Origin of the sequence: Luteibacter sp., from assembly GCF_036500425.1 — a bacterium.
In the GTDB taxonomy this organism is placed as follows: domain Bacteria; phylum Pseudomonadota; class Gammaproteobacteria; order Xanthomonadales; family Rhodanobacteraceae; genus Luteibacter.
The window spans coordinates 1-21,801 of record NZ_DASYCB010000029.1; the positions used below are offsets into that span (position 1 = coordinate 1).

A 21,801-nucleotide genomic window follows, 5' to 3' on the forward strand; every position below is an offset into this window, starting at 1 on the left:
CAGCCGCGCCACCTTGCAAAACTCCCCAGATCGCCGCCCGCTCCCTCGGGCGGCTTTTTTTCGTTTTGCAACGACGCGACGGCGGAAGCGCGCTCCTACACATGCGTCGCTTAGGTGCGGGGGATCAGGGGCGTCGCGGTCGGGATGCGGCGGGAGATGGCGTAGTAGATGAGGTTGCCGATGCCGGTGCAGGCGGCGAGGATGGCGACCACGCCGGGGTTCAGTTCCTGCCAGCCGGCGGCCTGGATGATGCCGAAGCCGGCGGCGACGAGGACCAGGACGCAGCCCCAGCGGAGGGCCGAGTGGCGGCGCTGATTGACTTCTTCCTCAAACCACTGCCGCTGAAGGTCGCCGGTGACGCCGGCCTGGATCATCTTCCCGCGGAAGCGGGCTTCGACGATCCATTTGATCACCAGGGCGATCGAGACGAACAGGCTGATGGGGACAAGGACTTCTACGGCATCCATGGCGGGGCTCCAGTTAAGAGGTGGGTGTTGGCATCATGGATACGGGCAAGCCATGACCGGTTGCACTGCAACCGTTCGCCCGGTCGGTGTATCTCCTATCCGCATGGAACATGCCGCGACATGAATGAGGACCGGATCCTGGTGGATGCCGTACTGGCGAATGCGCCAGGGGCGTTCACGCGCCTGGTGCGGACCTACCAGGGCCTGTGCTGGCATATCGTGCAGCGCATGGTGCGCCACCCGGATGATGCGGCCGAGCTATGCCAGGAGGTGTTCCTGCGCGTGCACCAGACCCTGCACCAGTTCCGCCACGAGAGCCCCTTGCGGGCCTGGATCGGCCGGGTGGCGTACCACGTGGCCCTGCGCCACCTGGAACGGAAGCGCATCGCCATCGTGGACCTGGGCGGGGACGAGGACGGCATGGCCTTCCTCGAGAACCTCGGCGATGGCGCCGACCTGGAAGAACGCATGGGTCAGGACCAGGTCGATACCCTGCTCCACGCTGCTATCGACGCGCTGCCACCCGTGCAGCGCACCGTGCTCACGCTTTACCATCTGGATGAACTCTCGATCGCCGAGATCGCCCAGGTAACGGGCATGGCCACGGGTACGATCAAAAGCCATTTGTTCCGGGCTCGCCTGCGCCTGCGCGGCGAACTGGAGCCCCGCATGGGAGTCACAGCACCATGAAAGACATCGATTTCCGCACCGACCGCGCCGCCGAGGGCGAGTGGCAGGCCCAGCAACGGGGCGATGGCCCGTATGCCGCGGTGGCACGTGCGGCCCGCCAGGGCATGGAACCCGCGCTGCCTGCGGATTTCGCCGAACGGGTCGCCGCTACCGCCCAGGCCCGGGCGCGCGCCTTGCGCCAGCCGGCTCGGCTGGAGACCTGGCTGATCGCCGGGTTACTCGTCGCCATGCTGGGCGGCGGCGTGGCGGCCATGGCCGCGGATCCCCGGGTACTGGAGGCGCTGAGCCCACGGGGTGCCCTGGCCCAGCCATGGCTGCTCGGCCTGGCCGCTTGCGCGGCGGTCACGCAAGGCGTGGCCTGGCTGCTGCGCCCGGCCAGGTGGCCGCGCGGCTGAGGCTTACTCGTTCTCGCTCTCGAAGCGCAGGTGCTTCACGCTGCGGCCGTGGCGGCGCACCAGTTTCAGGGCTTCCACACCCACCTTGATGTGCTTCTCGACGAAGTTGGCCGTGACCGTGGCATCGCTGGCTTCGGTCTTCACGCCCTCGGGGATCATCGGCTGGTCGGAGACCAGCAGCAGCGCGCCGCACGGGATGTGGTTGGCGAAGCCGGCCGCGAAGATCGTGGCGGTTTCCATATCGATCGCCATGCTGCGGGTCTTGCGCAGGTATTCCTTGAACGCCTCGTCGTGCTCCCAGACCCGGCGATTGGTGGTGTACACCGTGCCGGTCCAGTAGTCGTGGCCGAGGTCACGGATCATGGTCGAGACCGCGCGCTGTAGCTGGAAGGCTGGCAGGGCGGGCACTTCCGGCATCAGGTAATCGTTGGAGGTGCCTTCGCCGCGGATCGCCGCGATCGGCAGGATCAGGTCGCCGATGGCGTTCTTCCGCTTCAAGCCACCGCACTTGCCGAGGAACAGGGCGGCCTCCGGCTCGATGACGCTGAGCAGATCCATGACCGTGGCAGCGTTAGGGCTGCCCATGCCGAAGTTGATCAGGGTGATGCCATCGGCCGTGGCGTTGGGCATGGGCCGGTCGCGGCCACGCACTTCGACGCCGTTTTCTTCGGCGAAGCGCTCGACGTAGTGGCCAAAGTTGGTCAGCAGGATGTGCTTGCCAAAGCCATCCAGCGGCGTGCCCGTATAGCGCGGCAGCCAGTTGGAGACGATTTCGTTCTTGGTTTTCATGGGGAGCCCGGTGCGATTGCGCCGGCGGAAGGCGGGACCCAGGGGGCCTGGCCGGCGCGGTTACCGGCGACGCCACGCCGGCAAGATGCCAAATTCATTCGCGCAAGTGTAGCATCCGGCGCTGCGGGGTGGGCAGGGCGCAATGGGTGCCCGGGACGCCGCCAGGCCTTGCCGGGCCTGACTGGATGGGGGAAGACCCGATGCGGATCGGTGTGGCAATTGATGCAGCGGTCGACGTGCCGCAGGACTTCGTGGAACGTAATGGCATCGCCGTGATGCCGATCATCGTCAAGGTGGATAACCAGAAGTTCAAGGACGACCGCGACCCTTCGGAGATCCTTCGTTTCCGTAGCCAGAACCTGGGCAGCAAGAGCCACTCGGCCGAGACCGAAGCCAGCACGGTTGAGGATGTGCAAAACCTCTTCCTCGACCGCCTGGTGAAGGACTACGACTGCGTGGTGTGCCTGACGATCATGGCCACGCGCAGCCCCATCCACGACAACGTGATCAAGGCGAGCTTCGCCATCCTCAAGAATTACCGGCCCGTGCGCGAGGCCGCCGGCATCTCCGGCCCGTTCCTCATGCGCGTCGTCGATACCCGCAACATCTTCGCTGGCGCGGCTCCTGCCGTGGCCGAGGCCGTGCGCATGATCCAGGCCGGCAAGTCGCCGGCCGAGGTGCGGGAACGTGCGGCGCATATCGCCGATTGCTCGTACGGTTACATGCTGCCGCGCGACCTGAACTACCTGCGCTCACGTGCGCGCAGCAAGGGCGATCGCAGCGTCAGCTTCCTAAGCTCCATGCTCGGTACCGCGCTGGATATCAAGCCGATCTTGCGCGGGTACCGCGGTGAAACCGGGCCGGTAGGCAAGGTGCGCGGCTTCGAACACGGCGCACAGGTGTTGTTCGACTACGCCTCGAAGCGCATCCAGGCAGGGCTGCTCGTGCCCTCACTGTCGCTGAGCTATGGCGGCGATCTCGACGACATGCGCAACCTGCCCGGCTACACGTCGCTGGTGCGCAACTGCGGCGATGCGGGCGTCGAGATGCTGGAAACGCCCATGAGCATCACCGGCATGGTCAACGTGGGCGAAGGCGCGATGACGCTGGGGTTTGCTTCCGAAGAACACGTGGCCGAGTTCTGATCATGCGCGCTGGTTGTGTTGCCGCGTTACTGCTCGCATGGCCCCTGGCGGGCGTGCGGGCGGAAACCGTGTACAAGTGCGTGGCCGGCGGCCAGACGATCTACCAGCAAACGCCTTGCGCGAAACAACAGCAACAAGAGGTGCTGCAGCTCACCGACTCAGCACCTGCCGACGGGCGCGTGGCACCCATGCCCACACCTGCACCCGGCCAGCTCACGGTGACCGATGAAACACCACCAAGGCCACCTGCGCCGTTGCCCACGCTTTACCTCTGCGTGCGCGCGACCGACGGCAAGACATACACCAGCAGTAATGGTCACCCGGATCAGTACGCTGCGCCGCTAGGCGTGCTCGGTGCCGTCGACAATGGCCTGGCCAACACGTACGGCAACCGTCATGCCGCCGTCTCGTCGTTTCCCGAACTCAATCGCGGCAAAGGCAATGCCGCCGCGGTGGCGACCAGCAACTACGTCTGGGTGCAGGACCAGTGCCGCGCCATGTCGCCGGCCGAAACCTGCGCCGCGCTTCGCAATGACAACGACGCCAATCAGAAAGCCATGCGCAACGCCTTCAAGAGCGAACGCGCACCCCTTGACGCCAAGGATGCGGCGTTACGCGCGCAGCTTCAGGGTTGCGGTTAGTCAGAACCCGTAGCGCAGGAACCCACCGTCCACGCCAATCACTTCCCCGGTGATATAGCTGGAAGCAGGCAGGCACAGGAACGCCACCGCACCAGCGACTTCTTCCGGCTCACCAACACGACCCATCGGCGTGCGGTCCAGCACTTCATCAAGGTAATCCGTATCGGCCAACGCGGGATCGGTACGTTGCGTGCGGATGTACCACGGCGCCACCGCATTGACGCGGATGCCGTCTTCACCCCATTCGCAGGCGAGGTTGCGCGTGAGCTGGTGAATCGCTGCCTTGCTCATGCCGTACGGTGAACCGGTGCGTACGTGCTGGATGCCGGAGACCGAACCGATGTTGACGATAGCGGCATTCGTGTGTTCCACGAGATGCGGATGCGCTAGCCGGCACATCTCGTAGGTGGAAAATACATTGAGTTCGAAGATGCTGCGGTAGTCGTCTTCCGTATACGCAAGCGTGGATTTGACGATGTTGCCGCCGACGTTATTCACGAGGATCGACAGCTCGATCTCCATGTCGTTGACCCAGTCGAAGACGGCAAGGCGGTCTTCGTGATCGGTCAGGTCGGCAGCCATGGCGAGGATATCAACCTCGGGGCATTCATCGGCGAGCTCTTGTGCGGCTTCGTCGAGTGCATCCTGGTCGCGCGCGACCATCAGCACATCGGCGCCGAGGATGGCGAGTTCGCGGGCACAGGCAAAACCGATACCCTTGCTCGCGCCGGTGACCAGGGCCGTACGGCCATCGAGCCGCCAGGCGGCCAGTCGTGGATGCATCTGATAGTCCTCCATGCCGCGATCCTACCGTATGCTGGGGGCATGGATGCCACGACCCCGCTGGGCGCAGGTCGACGGTTTCTACGACGCCCGATTGCGTTGACGCCCGCGTGGCGGGAGACTCGCGCCCTACCTCATAAGGACCGACGCATGATCCGCCTAGCCCTGCCGCTGGCCTTGATCGCCACCTGTGCCGCCTGCTCCAAACCGCCGCAACCCGACCAGGCACCACCTGCACCCCAGGCACGTGTCGAAACGCCCTGGGACAGCATGGAGGCGCAGAAGAAGAAAGCGCAGGACGTGCAGAAGGTCGTGGATAAGCAGGCTGAGGATCAGCGAAAGGCGGTCGAGGCGCAGTCGCAGTAAGCCGCGTTACCGAGGCGAACAGAAGCAGTAAGCATAAACATGCGGCTTACCCGCCTCCGCACCGCGGAACAGCGCGAACTCCGGGGCCAGCTTCGGCAGCTCGGCCACCCATGACGGCAAGTGATAGCCCCACGACACAACAACACGTGCCTCGGTGCTGTCGCCGACGCTGGTGAGGAAGCGTTCAAACGCGCCCATCGGCTTCTCGGCGTAACGCACGTTGTAGTCCTTGCCGAGCCCGGCCTGCTGCGCGGCATCGCGCACCGCATCGTCCAGGCTGCCCAGCCGGTCGACCAGCCCGCGCTGCAATGCCTGCTCGCCGGTCCACACACGGCCCTGGGCGATGTTGTCGATGGCAGCGAAATCCTTACCGCGCGCACGCGCCACGCCACCGACGAAATCGCGGTAGCCCTTGTCGATAATGCTCTGGATGAGGATGCCGACCTTGGGATCGAGCGGGCGCGTCATGTCGAACGCACCTGCCAGCGAGCTCGTGCCGACGCCATCGCTCTTCACACCCAGCTTGGCCAGGGTATCCGGCACGGTGAAGAACATGCCGAAGATACCGATCGAGCCGGTGATCGTGTTCGGCTCGGCATAGATCCGATTGGCGTTCATCGAGATCCAGTAGCCGCCGCTGGCAGCCACGTCACCCATCGAAACGACCACCGGGATCCCGGCCTCGCGGGTGAGCTCCACCTCGCGACGAATCTGCTCGGCGGCGTACACCTCGCCACCCGGCGAGTTCACGCGCAGCACGAGGGCGCGCGTGCGCCGATCATGGCGCACGCTGCGGATCAGCGCCGCCGTGGAATCGCCACCAATCGTTCCCTGCGCCTGCTTGCCGCCGGTAATCTCGCCTTCGGCCACCACTACAGCGACCCCGGGTGAGGTTTGCAGCATGTCGACGGTGTTGAGGCCGCGGTCGGACAGGTAGGTGCCCAGGTCCACGTTGCGGAAACCGATGTCCTTGCGGCCAGCCGGCACACCATCCTTGCGCAGCATGCGGACGAGGTCCTGGTCCGTCGCGATGCCATCGGCGAGCTTTTCGTCCACCGCCAGCTGCGCGAGGCTGCCCTTGGCATCACGTACACGCTCGGCGAGGCCATCGATATCCGCGCGAAGTTCGGCGGCATCAATATGGCGCAGCTTCGCGACCTCATCGATCCAGGTGGTCCACAGACCACCCAGCCAATAGGCATCCGCTTCCTTCGATTCGGGTGAGGCATGGTCGAGGATGAACGGCTCGGCGGCGCTCTTGAACTGGCCGACGCGGAACAGGTGCACCTGCACGCCGATCTTGTCGAGCAGATCCTTGTAGAAGAGCCGGTAATTCGCGAGACCGGTAGCGATCACGCCGCCCTGAGGATCCACGTAGATCTTGTCCGCGTGCGCGGCCAGGTAGTACTGGCCCTGCTCGAGATTCGCGCCCCAGGCGATCACCGGCTTGCCGGCAGCACGGAAGCGATCGAGCGCGCCACCGACTTCGCGCAGCGCGGCGAACCCGCCCGCTTGCAGTTTGTCGGTGCGCAGGAGGATGCGCGTGATCCGGTCATCCTTCGCCGCGGTGTCGATCGCACGGACGAGGTCACGCACCTGCACCTGCTTCACCCCATCGCCCGACATGCGCGAGAACGCGCGCGAGACCGGGTCGGCGCTGTACTGCTCGACGAGGGCGCCATCGGGCGCCAGCACCAGGACGGTCTTGTCTTCGATCTTGTCCGCGCGGCTGCCAATGAACACCAGCAGGAAGAAGATGCCGATCACACCGAAGAAGAGCACGTTGAGCACGACGAGCCGCGTGATGTTCAGGCCGCGACCCAACCCACGCAGGAACCGGCCAAAGCCGTTGCGACGGGGCAGGGGCACCGGCGGCACGGGCGACGGGCGTCCGGGCAGGGGCGGCGGCGAGGTGTTCAGCGGATCCGACATCGTAGGCTTTCCTAGCGGGTTACGCGCAGCGTAGCGCGTTGCCCGGCCGGCATCACGTGTGGAAAGGCACGGGCGCGGTGCCGACGTCTTCGGGCCAGGCGGCCCGGCCGCTGGTTCGCCAGAACCTTGCGAAAAGGAGGACCGCGGCCACGCTGAGGCCGGCGACCAGGCCCATCCACATGCCGCGAGCGCCAAGGCCGCGGTCGAAGGCGAGGAACCAGCCCACCGGCATGCCGACGATCCAGTAGGCGAACATGGTCAGTGCCATCGGCACCCGGGTGTCCTTGAGACCGCGCAAGGCGCCGTTGGACGCGACCTGAATGCCATCGGCGAACTGGAAGACGCCGGCCAGCAGCATCAGCTGCGCGGCGGTCGCAACCACGGCGGCATCGCTGGTGTAGAGGCGCGCGATCGACGCGGGCAACAGCACCATGATCCCTGAGGAAAACAGCTGCGTCACCAGCACCAGAAGCAAGCCCGAAAGGCCCGCATAGCGCACCCCCTGGGCATCGCGCCGACCGGCGGCATTGCCCACGCGCACCGTGATCGCCATGGAAACGCCGAGCGGGATCATGAAGGCGACCTGCGCCACGTTGAGCGCCACGTGGTGGGCCGCGGAGACGGTTTCACCCAGCCGGCCGATCATCAGGGCCACGGCGACGAACAGCCCCGCTTCCATCAGCAGGGTGACCGCCATCGGCAGGCCTACGTGCAGCAACTGGCGAATCTGCACCCAGTCCGGCGGCGCCATGCGCCGGCGCAGGTTGAGATCACGGTAATTGCGGTGCAGCAGCACGTACGTGGCAAAGCCAATCAACTCGAGCCACAACACCGTAGCCGTGGCGATGCCGCTACCACGCGCGCCCATGGCCGGCAGGCCGAGCTTGCCGTACATAAGCACGTAACCCAGCGGCGCCAGCACCACGGTGCCGCCGAGACTGAAATACATGGACGGGCGCGGCATCGAGAGGCCGTCGGAAAGTCCGCGCAAGGCGAAATACACCGTGAGTGCGGGCGCCGCGAAGGCGATGGCGTGCAGGAACGCCGTGACATCCGCGCGCATCGATTCCACGACATGGAACAGGCCCATGAGCGGTGAGGCGTGCCAAACGGCCACGCCAAGCACCAGGCCGAGCACCAGCGCGATGTAGAGCGCCTGGTGGAATACGGGGCCGATCTCGCCGCGCCGGTTCGCGCCATCCAGTTGGGCGACGGTGGGCGGTACGGCCATCATGGTGCCGATACCAGCGACGATCGCCAGCACCCAGATGTTCACGCCCGTGACCACCGACGCCTGCGTATGCGCGCCCTGGTGGCCGGCCAGCACCGCGTCGACCACATTGGGGCCAACGGAAGAAAGTTGCGCGGCGATGATCGGCAGGGCCAACCGGGTGGTGGCGCCGATCTCGCGTCGCGCGCGGGCGCGGTCGATGGGCATGGGGGGAATCGGGACCAAGGGGCCGCCCATTGTAACCGGGCCCATGCCATCATCCGCACCCAGAAGGGGACAAATACGGGGAAGTGAGCGGATGAACGAACTCAAGCCGTCGCCGGCATTGCTGTGCGCGAATTGCGAAGCGCCGCTCCAGGGCGAGTTCTGCCATGAATGTGGCCAGTCGATCCACAGCGTGCTCAAGCCTGTGTCGCACATGCTCGAGGATGCCGGCGACATCTTCTTCCATATGGACGAGCGCATCGTCCATACCGTACCGCCGCTGTATACGAAGCCCGGCTTCCTTACCCTGGAATACTTCTCGGGCCGCCGGGTGCGCTATATCGCGCCGTTCCGGCTGATGTTCGTGTTCTGCCTGCTGTGCTTCTTTTTCATGCACCTGGCGATCAACGGCATCAAGATGGGTGCGAGCGAGAACGGCGAGCGCGATACGTTCGGCCAGTTCGCCGAGGCGGCGACCGCCGATGACGTGCATGAGCTCTACCGGAAGGAGATGCGCACGCTGATTGCCACCCAGTCCGACCTCGCCACCCCGGACGTGGTCAAGACGGGCTTGGGAACGGTGCAAGGCATGGTCCTCAGTGCCGCCAACAAGCGCCTGGCCGAGCTCAAGGCCCCTTCCATCCTGCCACCAGGCAGTGGCGGCGAGGACGATGTAAAACCCTCCCGGTTCACCGTGTTGGGCGACAGTTCGGGGGAGTTTCAATTCCACCTCCGCTGGGCGCCCGATGCGGTCAACGCCCGCCTCAACGCCGGCCTTGCGCGTCTCCAGAGCAATGTAGCGCTGGCGATCAACCCGGGACCGCAGCAGTCGGAGGCGATCCACCGGATCGTGGAAGGCATCTTCGGCGTCCTGCCCCAGACCATGTTCATCATGCTGCCGGTGTTCGCCCTGCTGCTGAAGCTCTTCTATCTGTTCCGGCGGCGGCTCTACGTCGAGCACCTGATCGTGGCCCTGCATAGCCACGCCTTCCTGTTCTTCGCCTTGATGATTCTCACCCTGCTTGGCTTCGCGAAAACCGCGGTCGCCGGGCATGTCCCCATAGCAGGCAGCGTGATCGGCCTGGTCACCTTCGCCATGCTGTTGTGGATGCCGATCTATCTCTTACTGATGCAAAAGCGCATCTACAGACAGGGATGGGGAATGACTATCCTTAAGTATGGATTGATAGGCATGGTCTATTTCTGGCTTCTGATCTTCGCCCTCACCGCTGCCGTCATCATCGGCATTTCCCACTAGGATTTTTTCCTAAGTAGCAAGCGGTTGTGCACAGGCCGCGAGGTCGCTTCGCCTTTGTCAAGGTTTTGCGGACGTCCGGTGAAGCGACTCGGTGTCTCATTTTTAACTTACTGATTTCACGCTATATTTCAGCTTGGTTAAAATGTGTTCAAGATGACCGGCAGGGCCCCACCAAGCCGCTGAAGGCCCGCCATCCGAAGCTCATCCACAGACTTATCCACAGGACTTGTGGATAACCCGGAAAGCCTCTGAAGCACGGGCACTTAGCCCAGATTCCTCTTCTGGGGGACGTCATTCCCTTTCAAGTCCTCGCCACACTGGTTAATCATTGACCAGCGAAATCGGTGGACCCCGTTAAACTAGGCCTCGCATGTCAGCCGTTATTCGCGTCGCCCTACCCGTTCCCCTGCTCACCCTGTTCGACTACCTGCCACCCCTGGCGGGGGTCGCCACGGCGGGCTCACGCGTGCGCGTGCCGTTTGGCCGGGGTGAAATGGTAGGCATCGTCGTCGACCCGGCAGCCGAGGCGGCGGTCGGGGCGAAACGCCTGAAGCGCGCGAGCGAGGTGCTGGATGACGCGCCCTTGCTCGATGCCGAACTGCTGGCGACCCTGGCCTGGGCCGCCGACTATTGGGCAGGTGCACCCGGCGAAGCCGTCACGAATGCCCTGCCGCTGGCGCTGCGTGAGCCAAAGCCGCTGCCACCGACCGGCCGCGAAGTCTGGGCGCTGACCCTGCAAGGTCGCTCGGCTCGCGACGCGCGTAGCCGCAAAGGCGGTTCCGCCGCCCTGCTGGAGGCGCTGCATGACGGGCCGCGCGCCGCCGATGAGCTGGGCTTCGCCCTGCCCGACTGGCGCGCCGCGGCGCGCCGCCTGATTGAAGCGGGGCTCGTCGAGAAGCTGGAGCTGAAGGAAGGCACCCTCCCGGCTTCGCCGGCCCCCGGCCCAGCGCTCAGCGAAGAACAAGCCGCCGCCGTCGCCGCCATGGCCGAAGGCATGGGTACGTTCCAGCCCTACCTGCTGGATGGCGTCACCGGCAGCGGCAAAACCGAGGTCTATCTCGCCCTGATTGAAAAGGCGCTCGCCGCTGGCCGGCAAACCTTGTTGCTAGTCCCCGAGATCGGGCTCGCGCCACAGACAGTCCGCCGTCTGCGCGAGCGGCTGGGTATCGCGATCGAGGTGCTCCACTCCAACCTGGCCGAAGGCGACCGCGCCCGGGCGTGGCTGCGTGCCCGCGATGGCAGCGCGAAGGTGATCATCGGGACCCGTTCGGCGGTGTTCACCCCCCTGCCCAACGCGGGCCTGATCATCGTGGACGAAGAGCACGACCCTTCTTATAAACAGCAGGAAGGTTTCCGCTACCACGCCCGCGACCTCGCGCTGGTCCGCGCGCGTGCGCATGGCGTGCCCGTGGTACTGGGCTCAGCCACGCCCTCGCTGGAGAGCCTGGCCAACGTGGACGCCGGTCGCTACAAGCGCCTGGTGCTGCGGGGGCGCCCCGGGGCGTCGCAGCCGACCCGGGTCCAGATCGTCGACATGCGCGCGCAACGCCTTGACCACGGCCTCTCACCGACCCTGGTGAACGCCGTGGCCGCGTGCGTGGGTCGCGGTGAGCAGGCGCTCGTGTTCCGCAATCGCCGTGGCTACGCGCCGGTGCTGCTCTGTTACGACTGTGGTTGGCACGCGGATTGCCCACGTTGCGAGCGGCCCATGACCCTGCACGCTGGCCGCCGCCGGCTCATCTGCCACCACTGCGACAACACCGAGGCACAGCCCGCGACCTGTCCGGCCTGCGGGTCCGCCAATCTCAGCCCGCAAGGCCAGGGCACGGAGCGCCTGGAAGAGGCGCTGGCCGAACGCTTCCCCGACGTGCCGGTCGTGCGCATCGACCGTGAAACCACGCGACGGCGCGAGGCCTTCGGCGAGATCCTGGACGGCCTGCGTGAAGATAAGCCAGCGATCCTGGTGGGCACCCAGATGCTCGCCAAGGGCCACGACCTGCCTAACCTGACCCTCGTCGCCATCGTCGGCGTGGACGAAGGTCTGCACAGCGTCGATTTCCGCGCGAGCGAGCGCCTGGCGCAGTTGGTCGTGCAGGTCGCCGGCCGCGCGGGTCGCGCCGCGCGCGCCGGCAGCGTGCTGTTGCAGACCCACCACCCGGACCACCGCATGCTGCATGGGCTGCTGCGCGGTGGTTACGCGACCGTCGCGGCCGAATTGCTGGCCGAGCGCCGCCTGCTTGAGCTCCCGCCGTTTTCGCACCAGGTGCTGCTGCGCGCGGATGCCCACGGCCGTGCCGAAGTGGATGCCTTCCTCCACGAGGCGCACCTTGCCATTGGCGCACCCGGCGACCTGCGCCTGTCTGGCCCCATGCCCGCACCCATGCCCCTACGCGCCGGTCGCTATCGTGGGCAGCTCCTGGTCGAGGCCTCGACGCGGGCACGGCTCCACGCGTTCCTGCGGCCCTGGCAGCATGCGCTGATGGGCTTGGCATCGGCCCGCAAGGTGCGCTGGTCCCTTGATGTGGACCCTATCGACCTATATTGAACAAGGTGACCGATACCATCGGATGCCTATCCCCGCTGCCGCCATGGCGCGACAATTCTTTTCCCCACAGGTAACGGAAGCTGCAAACGTGACCAGCCAACTCGAACAACTGCGCAAGCTGACCAAGGTCGTCGCCGATACGGGCGATATGTCGGCCATGAAGACCTTCAAGCCGGAAGATGCGACCACCAATCCTTCCCTGCTGCTGAAGGCGGCCAGCATTCCCGAGTACGCCCCGTACATCGACGAGGCCGTGCAGTGGGCCAAGGCCCAGAGCAACGACCGCTCCCAGCAGCTGATCGATGCGGGCGACCGCCTGGCCGTGCTCGTCGGCCGCGAAATCCTGAAGATCGTTCCAGGGTTCGTCTCGACTGAAGTCGATGCCCGCCTGTCGTTCGATGAAGAAGCCTCGATCGCCAAGGCCAAGCGCCTGCTCTCGCTCTACAAGGACGTGGGCGTCGACACGAAGCGCGTGCTGATCAAGCTGGCTTCCACCTGGGAAGGCATCAAGGCCGCCGAGAAGCTGCAGAAGGAAGGCATCAACTGCAACATGACCCTGCTCTTCAGCTTCGCCCAGGCCCAGGCCTGCGCTGAAGCCGGTGCGTTCCTGATCTCGCCGTTCGTCGGCCGTATCTTCGACTGGTACGTCAAGAATACCGATAAGAAGACCTATACGCCGGAAGAAGATCCGGGCGTGCAGTCGGTGCGCACCATTTACGATTACTACAAGACCCACGGCTACAAGACGATCGTGATGGGTGCCAGCTTCCGCAACATCGGCCAGATCCAGGCCCTTGCCGGTTGCGACCGTCTCACCATCTCGCCGGACCTGCTCAAGCAGCTCGATGAAACCGATGCCGCCCTGCCGGCTGCGCTGAAGGACAACGGCAAGAAGGCCGAGCCGCCGGCGAAGGGCTTGACCGAAGCGCAGTTCCGCTTCGCCAACAACGAAGACGCGATGGCCACCGACAAGCTCGCCGAAGGCATCCGCAACTTCGCGAAGGACCAGCGCAAGCTGGAAGAACTGCTCGGCGCGAAGCTGTAAGCCAACGCGTTCGCCGTGTTCTCAAAGGGCCCTACGGGGCCCTTTTTCTTGCCCGCCTTTTGTAGGAGCGCGCTGGTGTGCGATGGGACTTGCCGCGAGCACCCATCGCCCCCGAAGAGGGGATAAACGCGCAATCTCAGCGCGCTCCTACAACCTTCGCTTTGCTTCCGGGCACCCACGGCATCTGCACGTGTGATCACGGGAGCACCACGCCATGGCAACCATTTCGTCCACCACCCGGCCACAACGCTGGCAGGACAAGCTCCGGCCCGGTGCCTTGCTGCGCTCCGCCCTGGCCCGGCGCGGGTCCATGCAGGCGCATCTCGGCCCCGAGTGGCAGGCGAGCCTGCGCACGATCCACGAAACGCGGGAGATGACCGCGATCCTGCTGACCGACGCGGCAGCGCTGCAGATCATGATCGCCGTGCGGGCGGCGGCGCGCCTGGGCGGCGCCATGGCCGAAGCCGGTGTGTTCAAAGGCGGGAGCGCGCGGCTCATCTGTGAAGCGAAAGGTCAGGCTCCCCTGCGCCTGTTCGATGTGTTCGAAACGCAACAACACGCCTCCGACGTGGCAGCGACTGAGGTGCGAACCTACTTCGGGACGGTGCACGGCAGCATGAGCCTCGTGGAACGCATCCTCGCGCCGTACCCAAATGTCCACTTCCACCCCGGCTGGTTCCCCGCGTCCACCATCGGCGTACCGGACGAACAGTACAGCTTCGTCCATCTCGATATGGATCTCGTGTCGAGCACGAACGCCGCGCTGGACTACTTCCTGCCACGCATGCTCACCGGCGGCATTCTTATCGGCGACGATTACTACGACCCCGGCGTTCGCCAATGTTTCGCTGAGCACTGCGGCCAGGGTGGCTGGACTGTCATGGAACTGCCCTGGGGCCAGGTAATGGTCATCAAACACATGTAGGAGCGCGCTGAGATTGCGCGTTTATCCCCTCTTCGGGGGCGATGGGTGCTCGCGGCGACGTGGATCGCGCGCAAGCGCGCTCCTACAGGGTTAGCGGCGAATCTTTAAGGAGAGGATGCGTTCGATGGCTTTGCCGTAGGGCGGGCGTAGCATCGCGGTGATGTCGAAGCGGGACTGGCGGTAAACCGAGCGCGCGTGGCTGAAGGTGCGGAAGCCATCGAAGCCGTGGTATGCCCCCATGCCTGAAGGGCCGATGCCGCCGAACGGGAGGTTATCCTGCGTGAGGTGGACGACGGTGTCGTTGAGCGTGACGCCGCCCGCGACGATATTGGCGAGTACGTGTTCCTGGTCAGCGCGTCCGTTCCCGAAGTAATAGAGGCTCAGCGGACGCGGACGATCATTGACGTAGGCGATCGCATCATCGAGGCGGCCGTAGGAAACCATCGGCAGGATCGGTCCGAAGATTTCCTCGCGCACTACTGCCATATCCTCCGTGGCGTTGAGCACGAGCGTCGGCGCCATGCGCCGGCTGTCCAGGCTTTCGTTCGTCGGATTCAGTTCACGAACCGTCGCGCCCTTCGCGCGCGCATCTTCCAGAAGTGCTTCCAGGCGAGCCTTGTGCCTGTCGTTGATGATCGATGTGTAGTCCGGGTTGCCGCGAAGCGTCGGAAACATGCGTGCCACGTTGCGCGCCAGGGCCTCGGCGAACGCATCGACCGACGCCTTCGGCACCAGGGCATAGTCAGGCGCCACGCAGATTTGCCCGGCATTGAGCGTCTTGCCGAACAACAGGCGCCGTGCCGCGAGATCGAGATCTGCATCCCGGCCGATGATCGCGGGTGACTTGCCACCGAGCTCCAGCGTGATAGGAACCAGGTTCTCCGCCGCCGCGCGCATCACATGCCTTGCCACCGAGGTCGCGCCGGTGAACAGAAGGTGGTCGAACGGCAACGCAGCGAATGCTTCACCGACGCCCTGGTCACCCGTGACGACGGCGACCTCGCTCGCGTCGAATGCCTTGGCGACCATCGCCTGCATCAATGCTGACGACGTCGGCGTGAATTCGGAAGGCTTGATCATCGCGCGGTTCCCCGCGGCAAGGATGCCCGCGAGCGGTGCGAAGGTGAGGTTGAATGGAAAATTCCACGGTGCAATGACACCGACGACGCCCTTGGGTTGGTAATCCACCCATGCGCGTGCGCCGAGGAGGGCGAGGGGTGCGGGTGAGACGCCACGATAGTCGCGCCGCATCCACGCCCGCACGTGGTGCTTCGCGTGCTTCAGCGGTTCGATCGAGGCGGCCACATCACTGACCAGGGAACCCTGGCGTGAGCGGTGGCCGAAGTCGTCGCTCAGTGCATCGGCGATGTCGCTGGCATGGTCGACCAGCGCGCCAATGGCACGATCCAGGCGATCGATGCGGATACCGGCCGGCGGGGTACCGTCGCGGCGGTGGGCGGCGTGCTGCTGGGCAAGGGTCGTTTCCATGCCCCGATCATAACGGCGACAACCCTGTAGGAGCGCGCTTGCGCGCGATGGGTGCTCGCGTAAAGCCCACCGCGCGCAACCGCGCTCCTACAAGGGACATCAAGAGACCGAGGGCGCCTGCCAGCCGCCGCCTAGCGCGCGGATGAGGGCTACGCTGGCGCGGAGCTGGCGGGTCTCGAGGTCGATCACGCTGCGGCGCGCGTCGAGCTCGGCGGTCTGCGCCTGTACCACGTCGAGGTAGCCTACGGCGCCCTCGCGGTAGCGGTTAAGCGAGAGATCCACCGAGCGCTGGGCCGCGTCGGCGGCGGCGCGCTGATCGGTCAGCGCCGTGCCGAGGTCACGCAGCAGGGTCAGGTTGTCTTCGACCTGGGCGAACGCATTCAGCACCACGTCGCGGTACTTCGCACCCGCTTCGTCCGTGGCGGCCTTGGCCGATTCCACGGCGGCCTTTCGACGGCCGCCATCGAATACGTTCAGCAGTACCGTAGGGCCAATTGCCCAGAAGCGATTCGGCGCGGTGGCGATGCTGCCCCAAGTGCTGCTCTGCCAGCCGCCCTGCCCGTCCAGCGTCACTTGCGGGAAGAAGGCCGAGCGGGCCACGCCGACGCGGGCGTTGGCGGCGGCGGTGCGGCGTTCCGCAGCCGCGACGTCTGGGCGACGCTGCAGCAGCGCCGAGGGCACCTCGAGCGGGATGGTCGGCACCTTCACCGCAGCGTCCTTCGTCTCGAGCGCAAACGTCGATGCACTGTCACCGACCAACACTGCAATCGCATGCAATACGACCGCACGCTGAGCCTGTGCCTGGGTCAGCTGCGATTTCGCGCTGGAGAGCTGGGTCTGCGCACGCGCGACGTCCAGCCCCGAGGCGATGCCGCCCTCGTGACGCGACTGGGTGAGCTGCAATGCCTTCGAGAAAGCGTCGATGCTTTCCGTCAGCACCTTGATCTGGCGATCCTGGCCATTCAGCTGCAGGTAGCTATCGGCAAGCTGCGCCTGCAGGCTGAGCTGCGCCCCCGCGAGGTCTGCTGCGGAAGCCGCCTCTTCGGCGGTGCCCGCCGCCACCGTATCGCGTACGCGACCCCACAGATCCACCTCGTAATCGAGCTGCCCGCCGATGGTGTATGAGTTATACAAAGCCGGCGACGTCGCACCACGCAGCGGCCGTGTATCCGATTCGCGGTTGCGCGTGGCATTAGCGTTGAGGCCGAACGTCGGGAACAGCCCGGCGCGAGCCTGCTTGGTAAAGGCTTCTGCCTGCTGGTAGTGCGCATACGCCGCGGCCAGCGTGGCGTTATTTTTCAGCAGTTGGCCCTGCAGGCCATCGAGGCGCGTATCGCCGTACAGCGACCACCAGCTGGCACGATCGAGATGATCGGCGGGCTTCGCTTCAACCCACGGTGAATCGGTGTTCGCGAACTGCGCGGCAACGGGTACGTCGGGCGCCTTGTACGTCGGCGCCATCGAGCACGCCGCGAGGCCCGCCGAGAGCACGAGGCCCGACAGTACGCGCAAGGGTTCAAGCCTTGCCATTGCCACCGTCCTTCTTCGCCGGGATCACACGCACGGTATCGCCATCGGCGAGGCCATCGGGCGGGCTCTCGATCAGGCGATCGCCTGCGGCGATGCCCGAGGCCAGCTGCACCGTCTTGCCGAAGTCCTGCGCGATGACCACGTCCTTGAAGGTGACCTTGTTCTGCGTATCGACGATCGCCACGCGCAGACCGCTGCCGTCATAGACCAGGGCACTGGCAGGTACGCGGAATAGTGCGGTATTGGTCGGGAGATCGAACGTCACGCTGGCATAACCACCCGGCAGCAACTTTCCATCGTTGTTATCGACCGAAACCTGGACCAGGGTGGTGCCGCTCGCTGCATTGATCGCGGACGAGCTGGATTCCACCTTGCCTTCGAAGGTCTGGCCCGGGTATTCCGGCACGCTGAGCTTCACCGTCGCGCCCTGCTTGATCGACGGCGCATAGTTCTGCGGGACGTTCACATACATGCGCAGCTTGTGCGTATCGGAGACGACAAACAGTTCCTGGCCACCACCGCCGGCATTGATCAGTGCGCCGACGTCAGTCTCGCGCGCCGTAACCACGCCGTCGAACGGTGCGACGAGCTTCGCGAAGCCCTTGGTCGCCTGAATGCGCTCCAGGTTGGCTTGCGCCGCCGCGGCGAGCGCATGCTTGGCATCGTAGTCGCCAGTCTTCTCGTCGACTTCCTGCTTGGACACCGAGTCGGAATCGCGCATGGACTGCCAGCGCTTCGCCGTCGTCTGGGCCAGCGCTTCGTTCGCGCGGGCGCTGGCGAGGTCGGCCTTCGCCTGCAACAACTGCTGGTCGAGGTCGGGCGTCTCGAGTTCGCCGAGCACGTCGCCCGCCTTTACCTTCTGGCCGATGTCGTACTTCCACGACTTCAGGTAGCCGCTGGTACGGGCGTAAATCGGGGCACGTGCATACGCCTGCAGGCGACCTGGCAGGTTCAGGTCACCACCGCCCTGGCTGCCCTCGGGCGTGACCAGGGAAACCGACGGCGTGGCCTGCTGGTCGGTCCACTCGCGCAGCTTGTGCGAATCGTTGGCGCGCGTGGCGACACCGGCGACGACGATGGCGAGCACCACGATGGCGGCGATGACACCGGCCAGGCGGAGGCGACGCGGGGCGGGGGTATGGAGGGTATCAGGCGACATGGATGGGCTCTCCGGAAGCGTTCGCCGGGATTTTCGAGGCGTGGCCACGACGGCCATGGATGATGTTGAAGACCACGGGTACGAACAGCAGCGTGGCGGTCGTTGCGAAAATGAGGCCGCCGATCACGGCACGGCCCAGCGGTGCGTTCTGCTCGCCGCCCTCGCCCATGCCCAGGGCCATCGGCAGCATGCCGATGATCATGGCCAGGGCGGTCATCAGCACCGGGCGGAAGCGGACGAAACCACCTTCCGAAGCGGCGAGGAAAGCATCCCCGGTGTCGGCGAGACGTTCGCGGCAGAAGCTCACCACCAGGATGGAGTTGGCGGTCGCGACACCCATGCACATGATGGCGCCGGTCAGCGCGGGCACCGACAGTGTCGTATGCGTCGCGAACAGGATCCAGATGATGCCGGCAATGGCCGCAGGCAGCGCGGTCACGATCACGAACGGATCGGCCCACGACTGGAAGTTCACAACAATCAGCAGGTAAATCAGAACGATCGCGCCGAGCAGGCCGAGGATCAGGCCGGTGAAGGCGCTGTTCATCGTCTGCACCTGGCCGAGCAGCGCCGTGCTCGATGCCTTCGGCAGCTCCTTTTTGTGGGCATCGAGGATCTGCTGGATATCGGCGGCCACGCCACCCAGGTCGCGATCCTGCGTGGTGGCGAAGATCTGCACCATCGAATTGATGTTGTACTGGCTGACCACGGTGCTGCTGGTCGAGCGCGTGAACGAGGCCAGGCCACCGAGGATCTGCGAGCCGGCCGTGCCGCTACTCGGGCTGATCGGCACGTTGGCAAGATCCGGCAAGGTATCGATCGCATATTGCGGGGTCTGCATCACGATCGGATACGACACGCCGTTCTGTGGATTGAGCCAGAAGGTCGGCGCGATCTGGCTGGAACCCGCCAGGTTAACGCCAAGGCTGTTGGTGACATCGCGCTCGGTGATACCGACTTGTTGCGCACGGCTGCGATCGACATCCACGTTGAACGTGGGGCTGGACTGCGATTGCTGGATGCGCGCATCCACGACGCCGGGCACGCGGCGGATCTCGCGCAGCAGGGTGCTGGCGTACTTGTAGTTCGCCGCCACGTTGGGGCCACGAATCTGCAGATCGATCGGCGCAGGCGAACCGAAGTTCAGGATCTGACTGATGATATCCGCGGGCGGGAACGAGAACGTCGCGGTCGGGAACAGCCGGGGCAGCGTTTCGCGCAGCTTACGCACGTACTCCGCCGTCGGCCTGTGATCTTCCTTCAGTGAAATCTGCAGGTCGCCATCGGCTGAGCTCACGGTACCCGTGTTGTTGTAGGTGTTATTGATGCCCGACGACGACAGGCCCATGTTGTCCACCACGGTACCGAGCTCTTCGGCCGGGATGACCTTACGCACTTCCTTCGTCACGGCGGCGAACAGGTTGGCGGTCTCTTCCACGCGCGTGCCGGCGGGTGCACGGACGTGCATCAGGATCTGGCCCGAATCCACGGAGGGAAAGAAGTTCCGGCCAAGCATCGGCACCAACGCAAACGAGAGGATCACGAAGGCCATGAAGCCGATGACGAACGGCTTGCCGTTGCGCAGGGCGAGCTCGAGCAGGCCGTGGTAGCCCTGGCGCAAAGCCTCGAAGCGCTTCTCGAAGCCACGCTGGAAACGTACCAGCGGGTTGCGCGAGACCTTGCCATGCTCGCCATGCGGATCGTCGATCGAATGCGGATGCAGCAGGTACTTCGCCATCGTCGGCACAAGCGTACGCGACAGGATGAACGAGCAGATCATCGCGAACATCACCGACTCGGCCATCGGCACGAACAGGAAACGCGCGACGCCATCCAGGAAGAACATCGGCACGAACACGATGCAGATGCAGAGCAGCGAGACGAAGGCGGGCGTCACGATCTGTGCGGCGCCGTCGAGGATAGCGGTCTCCACGTCCTTGCCGTGTTCGAGATGCCAGTTGATGTTCTCGATGGTCACCGTGGCGTCATCGACCAGGATGCCTACCGCGAGCGCGAGTCCACCCAGCGTCATGATGTTCAGCGTTTCGCCGAATGCCGAAAGCATCGCGATCGCGCCGAGGATGGCGAGCGGGATCGAGGTCGCGATGATAACCGTCGAGCGCCAGCTACCAAGGAACAGCAGGATCATCAAGCTGGTGAGCGCGGCGGCAATGACACCTTCGCGGGCCACACCCGCGATCGCGCCGCTGACGAACAGCGACTGGTCGCCGATCGGGCTGATCTTCAGGTTGTCCGGCAGCGAGTCTTTCATCGACGCCACCCGGTCCTTGATGCCCTGGATGATCGCCAGGGTCGAGGCCGAGCCGTTCTTCAACACCGTCATCAGCACCGAACGGTTGCCGTCGACGTGCACGATATTGGTCTGCGGCGGCGAGCCATCGCGCACATGGGCCACATCGCGGATGAACACGGTGGCGCCGTTGACGACTTTCACCGGAAGGGCGCCAAGCTCGTCGACCACCGAGGGCGAGTTGTTGAGCTGCAGCGTGTACTCGTAATCACCGATCTTCTGCGTACCCACCGGGGTGATCAGGTTCTGCGCGGCGAGCGCGTTCGCCACATCCTGGGCCGAGAGACCGCGCGCCTGGAGCGCAGCGGGGTCGATATCAATCTGAACCTGGCGCGTCTTGCCACCGAACGGGAACGGGATCGCCGCGCCGGCCACCGAGGTCAGCTGCGGGCGGATCGCGTTGAGGCCGAGATCGGCCAGGTTCTGTTCGGTGAGGCCATCGCCGGACAGCGCCAACTGGATGATCGGCACCGTCGATGCGTTGTAGTTGAGAATCAACGGCGGCGTCGTACCCGCTGGCAACTGCTTCAGCAGCGTCTGCGCCACGGCGGTGACCTGCGCGTTCGCGGTGCGGATATCGACGGTCGGCTGGAAGAAGATCTTCACGATGCCGAAGCCGTTGATCGAGTTCGCCTCGATGTGCTCCACGTCATTCACGGTCGTGGTTAACACGCGCTCGAACGGCGACGACACGCGACCCACCATCTGGTCGGGCGGCAGGCCGGTGTACTGCCACACCACCGCGATCACGGGGATCTTGATGTCGGGGAAGATATCCGTCGGCGTACGCATGGCCGAGAGCGGACCCACGATGAGGATCAGCAGGGCGAGGACGACGAAGGTATAGGGCCGCGTGAGGGCGACCCGAACGATGCCAATCATGAGGGGGACGATTTC

General features: G+C 65.1%; 18 protein-coding genes. 9 read left to right on the forward strand and 9 right to left on the reverse strand.

What is annotated here, in order from left to right; translation table 11 throughout:
- Positions 1–110 precede the first annotated feature (110 nt).
- A complete protein-coding gene (locus VGN46_RS07230) occupies positions 111–467 on the reverse strand; it encodes a DUF6249 domain-containing protein (protein WP_331642187.1) in 357 nt (118 codons plus the stop codon).
- A gap of 120 nt (positions 468–587) precedes the next feature.
- On the opposite strand from VGN46_RS07230, the gene VGN46_RS07235 reads away from it, so the two are divergent.
- Complete coding sequence (locus tag VGN46_RS07235; RefSeq protein ID WP_331642189.1) at positions 588–1,157, forward strand: RNA polymerase sigma factor; 570 nt, start codon at positions 588–590, stop codon at positions 1,155–1,157.
- Positions 1,154–1,552: a hypothetical protein gene (locus VGN46_RS07240; RefSeq protein ID WP_331642191.1), complete on the forward strand. Its 399-nt coding sequence runs from the start codon at positions 1,154–1,156 to the stop codon at positions 1,550–1,552. The genes VGN46_RS07235 and VGN46_RS07240 overlap by 4 nt, the downstream gene beginning before the upstream one ends.
- Positions 1,553–1,555: 3 nt before the next feature.
- Here VGN46_RS07240 and VGN46_RS07245 read toward each other — a convergent pair whose 3' ends face one another.
- A complete protein-coding gene (locus VGN46_RS07245; protein WP_331642193.1) occupies positions 1,556–2,341 on the reverse strand; it encodes an AMP nucleosidase in 786 nt (261 codons plus the stop codon).
- A gap of 200 nt (positions 2,342–2,541) precedes the next feature.
- On the opposite strand from VGN46_RS07245, the gene VGN46_RS07250 reads away from it, so the two are divergent.
- Together VGN46_RS07250 and VGN46_RS07255 are read left to right on the forward strand one after the other, a co-directional pair.
- On the forward strand, positions 2,542–3,486 hold the full coding sequence (locus VGN46_RS07250) for a DegV family protein (protein ID WP_331642352.1): 945 nt from the start codon (positions 2,542–2,544) through the stop codon (positions 3,484–3,486).
- A gap of 2 nt (positions 3,487–3,488) precedes the next feature.
- On the forward strand, positions 3,489–4,127 hold the full coding sequence (locus tag VGN46_RS07255) for a DUF4124 domain-containing protein (RefSeq protein ID WP_331642195.1): 639 nt from the start codon (positions 3,489–3,491) through the stop codon (positions 4,125–4,127).
- On the opposite strand, the gene VGN46_RS07260 is transcribed toward VGN46_RS07255, so the two are convergent.
- Positions 4,128–4,910, reverse strand: coding sequence for an SDR family oxidoreductase (locus VGN46_RS07260; protein WP_331642197.1), 783 nt, complete (start codon positions 4,908–4,910; stop codon positions 4,128–4,130).
- A 150-nt stretch (positions 4,911–5,060) separates the two neighbouring features.
- Here VGN46_RS07260 and VGN46_RS07265 point away from each other — a divergent pair, with 150 nt between their 5' ends.
- On the forward strand, positions 5,061–5,276 hold the full coding sequence (locus VGN46_RS07265; RefSeq protein WP_331642199.1) for a hypothetical protein: 216 nt from the start codon (positions 5,061–5,063) through the stop codon (positions 5,274–5,276).
- 6 nt (positions 5,277–5,282) lie between these two features.
- Here the strand turns inward: VGN46_RS07265 and sppA are convergent, their stop codons facing one another.
- Together sppA and VGN46_RS07275 are read right to left on the reverse strand one after the other, a co-directional pair.
- Positions 5,283–7,208 carry a signal peptide peptidase SppA gene (gene sppA, locus VGN46_RS07270; protein ID WP_331642201.1) on the reverse strand — a complete coding sequence of 642 codons (1,926 nt, stop codon included), beginning with the start codon at positions 7,206–7,208 and terminating at the stop codon, positions 5,283–5,285.
- Positions 7,209–7,260: 52 nt separating this feature from the next.
- Positions 7,261–8,646 carry an MATE family efflux transporter gene (locus VGN46_RS07275; protein ID WP_331642203.1) on the reverse strand — a complete coding sequence of 462 codons (1,386 nt, stop codon included), beginning with the start codon at positions 8,644–8,646 and terminating at the stop codon, positions 7,261–7,263.
- 91 nt (positions 8,647–8,737) lie between these two features.
- On the opposite strand from VGN46_RS07275, the gene VGN46_RS07280 reads away from it, so the two are divergent.
- The 4 genes from VGN46_RS07280 to VGN46_RS07295 all read left to right on the forward strand — a co-directional run bounded on the left by VGN46_RS07280 (position 8,738) and on the right by VGN46_RS07295 (position 14,416).
- Positions 8,738–9,901, forward strand: coding sequence for a DUF3667 domain-containing protein (locus VGN46_RS07280; protein WP_331642205.1), 1,164 nt, complete (start codon positions 8,738–8,740; stop codon positions 9,899–9,901).
- 370 nt (positions 9,902–10,271) lie between these two features.
- The gene (locus tag VGN46_RS07285) at positions 10,272–12,446 is read left to right on the forward strand and encodes a primosomal protein N' (RefSeq protein WP_331642207.1); all 2,175 of its coding nucleotides are present in this window, start codon (positions 10,272–10,274) and stop codon (positions 12,444–12,446) included.
- 88 nt (positions 12,447–12,534) lie between these two features.
- Positions 12,535–13,491 carry a transaldolase gene (gene tal / locus VGN46_RS07290; RefSeq protein ID WP_331642209.1) on the forward strand — a complete coding sequence of 319 codons (957 nt, stop codon included), beginning with the start codon at positions 12,535–12,537 and terminating at the stop codon, positions 13,489–13,491.
- Positions 13,492–13,705: 214 nt separating this feature from the next.
- Positions 13,706–14,416, forward strand: coding sequence for a TylF/MycF/NovP-related O-methyltransferase (locus VGN46_RS07295; protein ID WP_331642211.1), 711 nt, complete (start codon positions 13,706–13,708; stop codon positions 14,414–14,416).
- Positions 14,417–14,506: 90 nt separating this feature from the next.
- Here VGN46_RS07295 and VGN46_RS07300 read toward each other — a convergent pair whose 3' ends face one another.
- The 4 genes from VGN46_RS07300 to VGN46_RS07315 form a co-directional block, all read right to left on the reverse strand.
- A complete protein-coding gene (locus VGN46_RS07300) occupies positions 14,507–15,904 on the reverse strand; it encodes a coniferyl aldehyde dehydrogenase (protein WP_331642213.1) in 1,398 nt (465 codons plus the stop codon).
- A 99-nt stretch (positions 15,905–16,003) separates the two neighbouring features.
- Entirely contained in the window at positions 16,004–17,434 is a 1,431-nt protein-coding gene (locus VGN46_RS07305) for an efflux transporter outer membrane subunit (RefSeq protein ID WP_331642215.1), read from the reverse strand.
- Positions 17,421–18,593, reverse strand: a complete 1,173-nt coding sequence (locus tag VGN46_RS07310; protein ID WP_331642217.1) for an efflux RND transporter periplasmic adaptor subunit — start codon at positions 18,591–18,593, stop codon at positions 17,421–17,423. Before VGN46_RS07310 ends, VGN46_RS07305 begins: the two co-directional genes overlap by 14 nt.
- Positions 18,583–21,786, reverse strand: a complete 3,204-nt coding sequence (locus VGN46_RS07315) for an efflux RND transporter permease subunit (protein WP_331642219.1) — start codon at positions 21,784–21,786, stop codon at positions 18,583–18,585. The genes VGN46_RS07310 and VGN46_RS07315 overlap by 11 nt, the downstream gene beginning before the upstream one ends.
- Positions 21,787–21,801 lie beyond the last annotated feature (15 nt).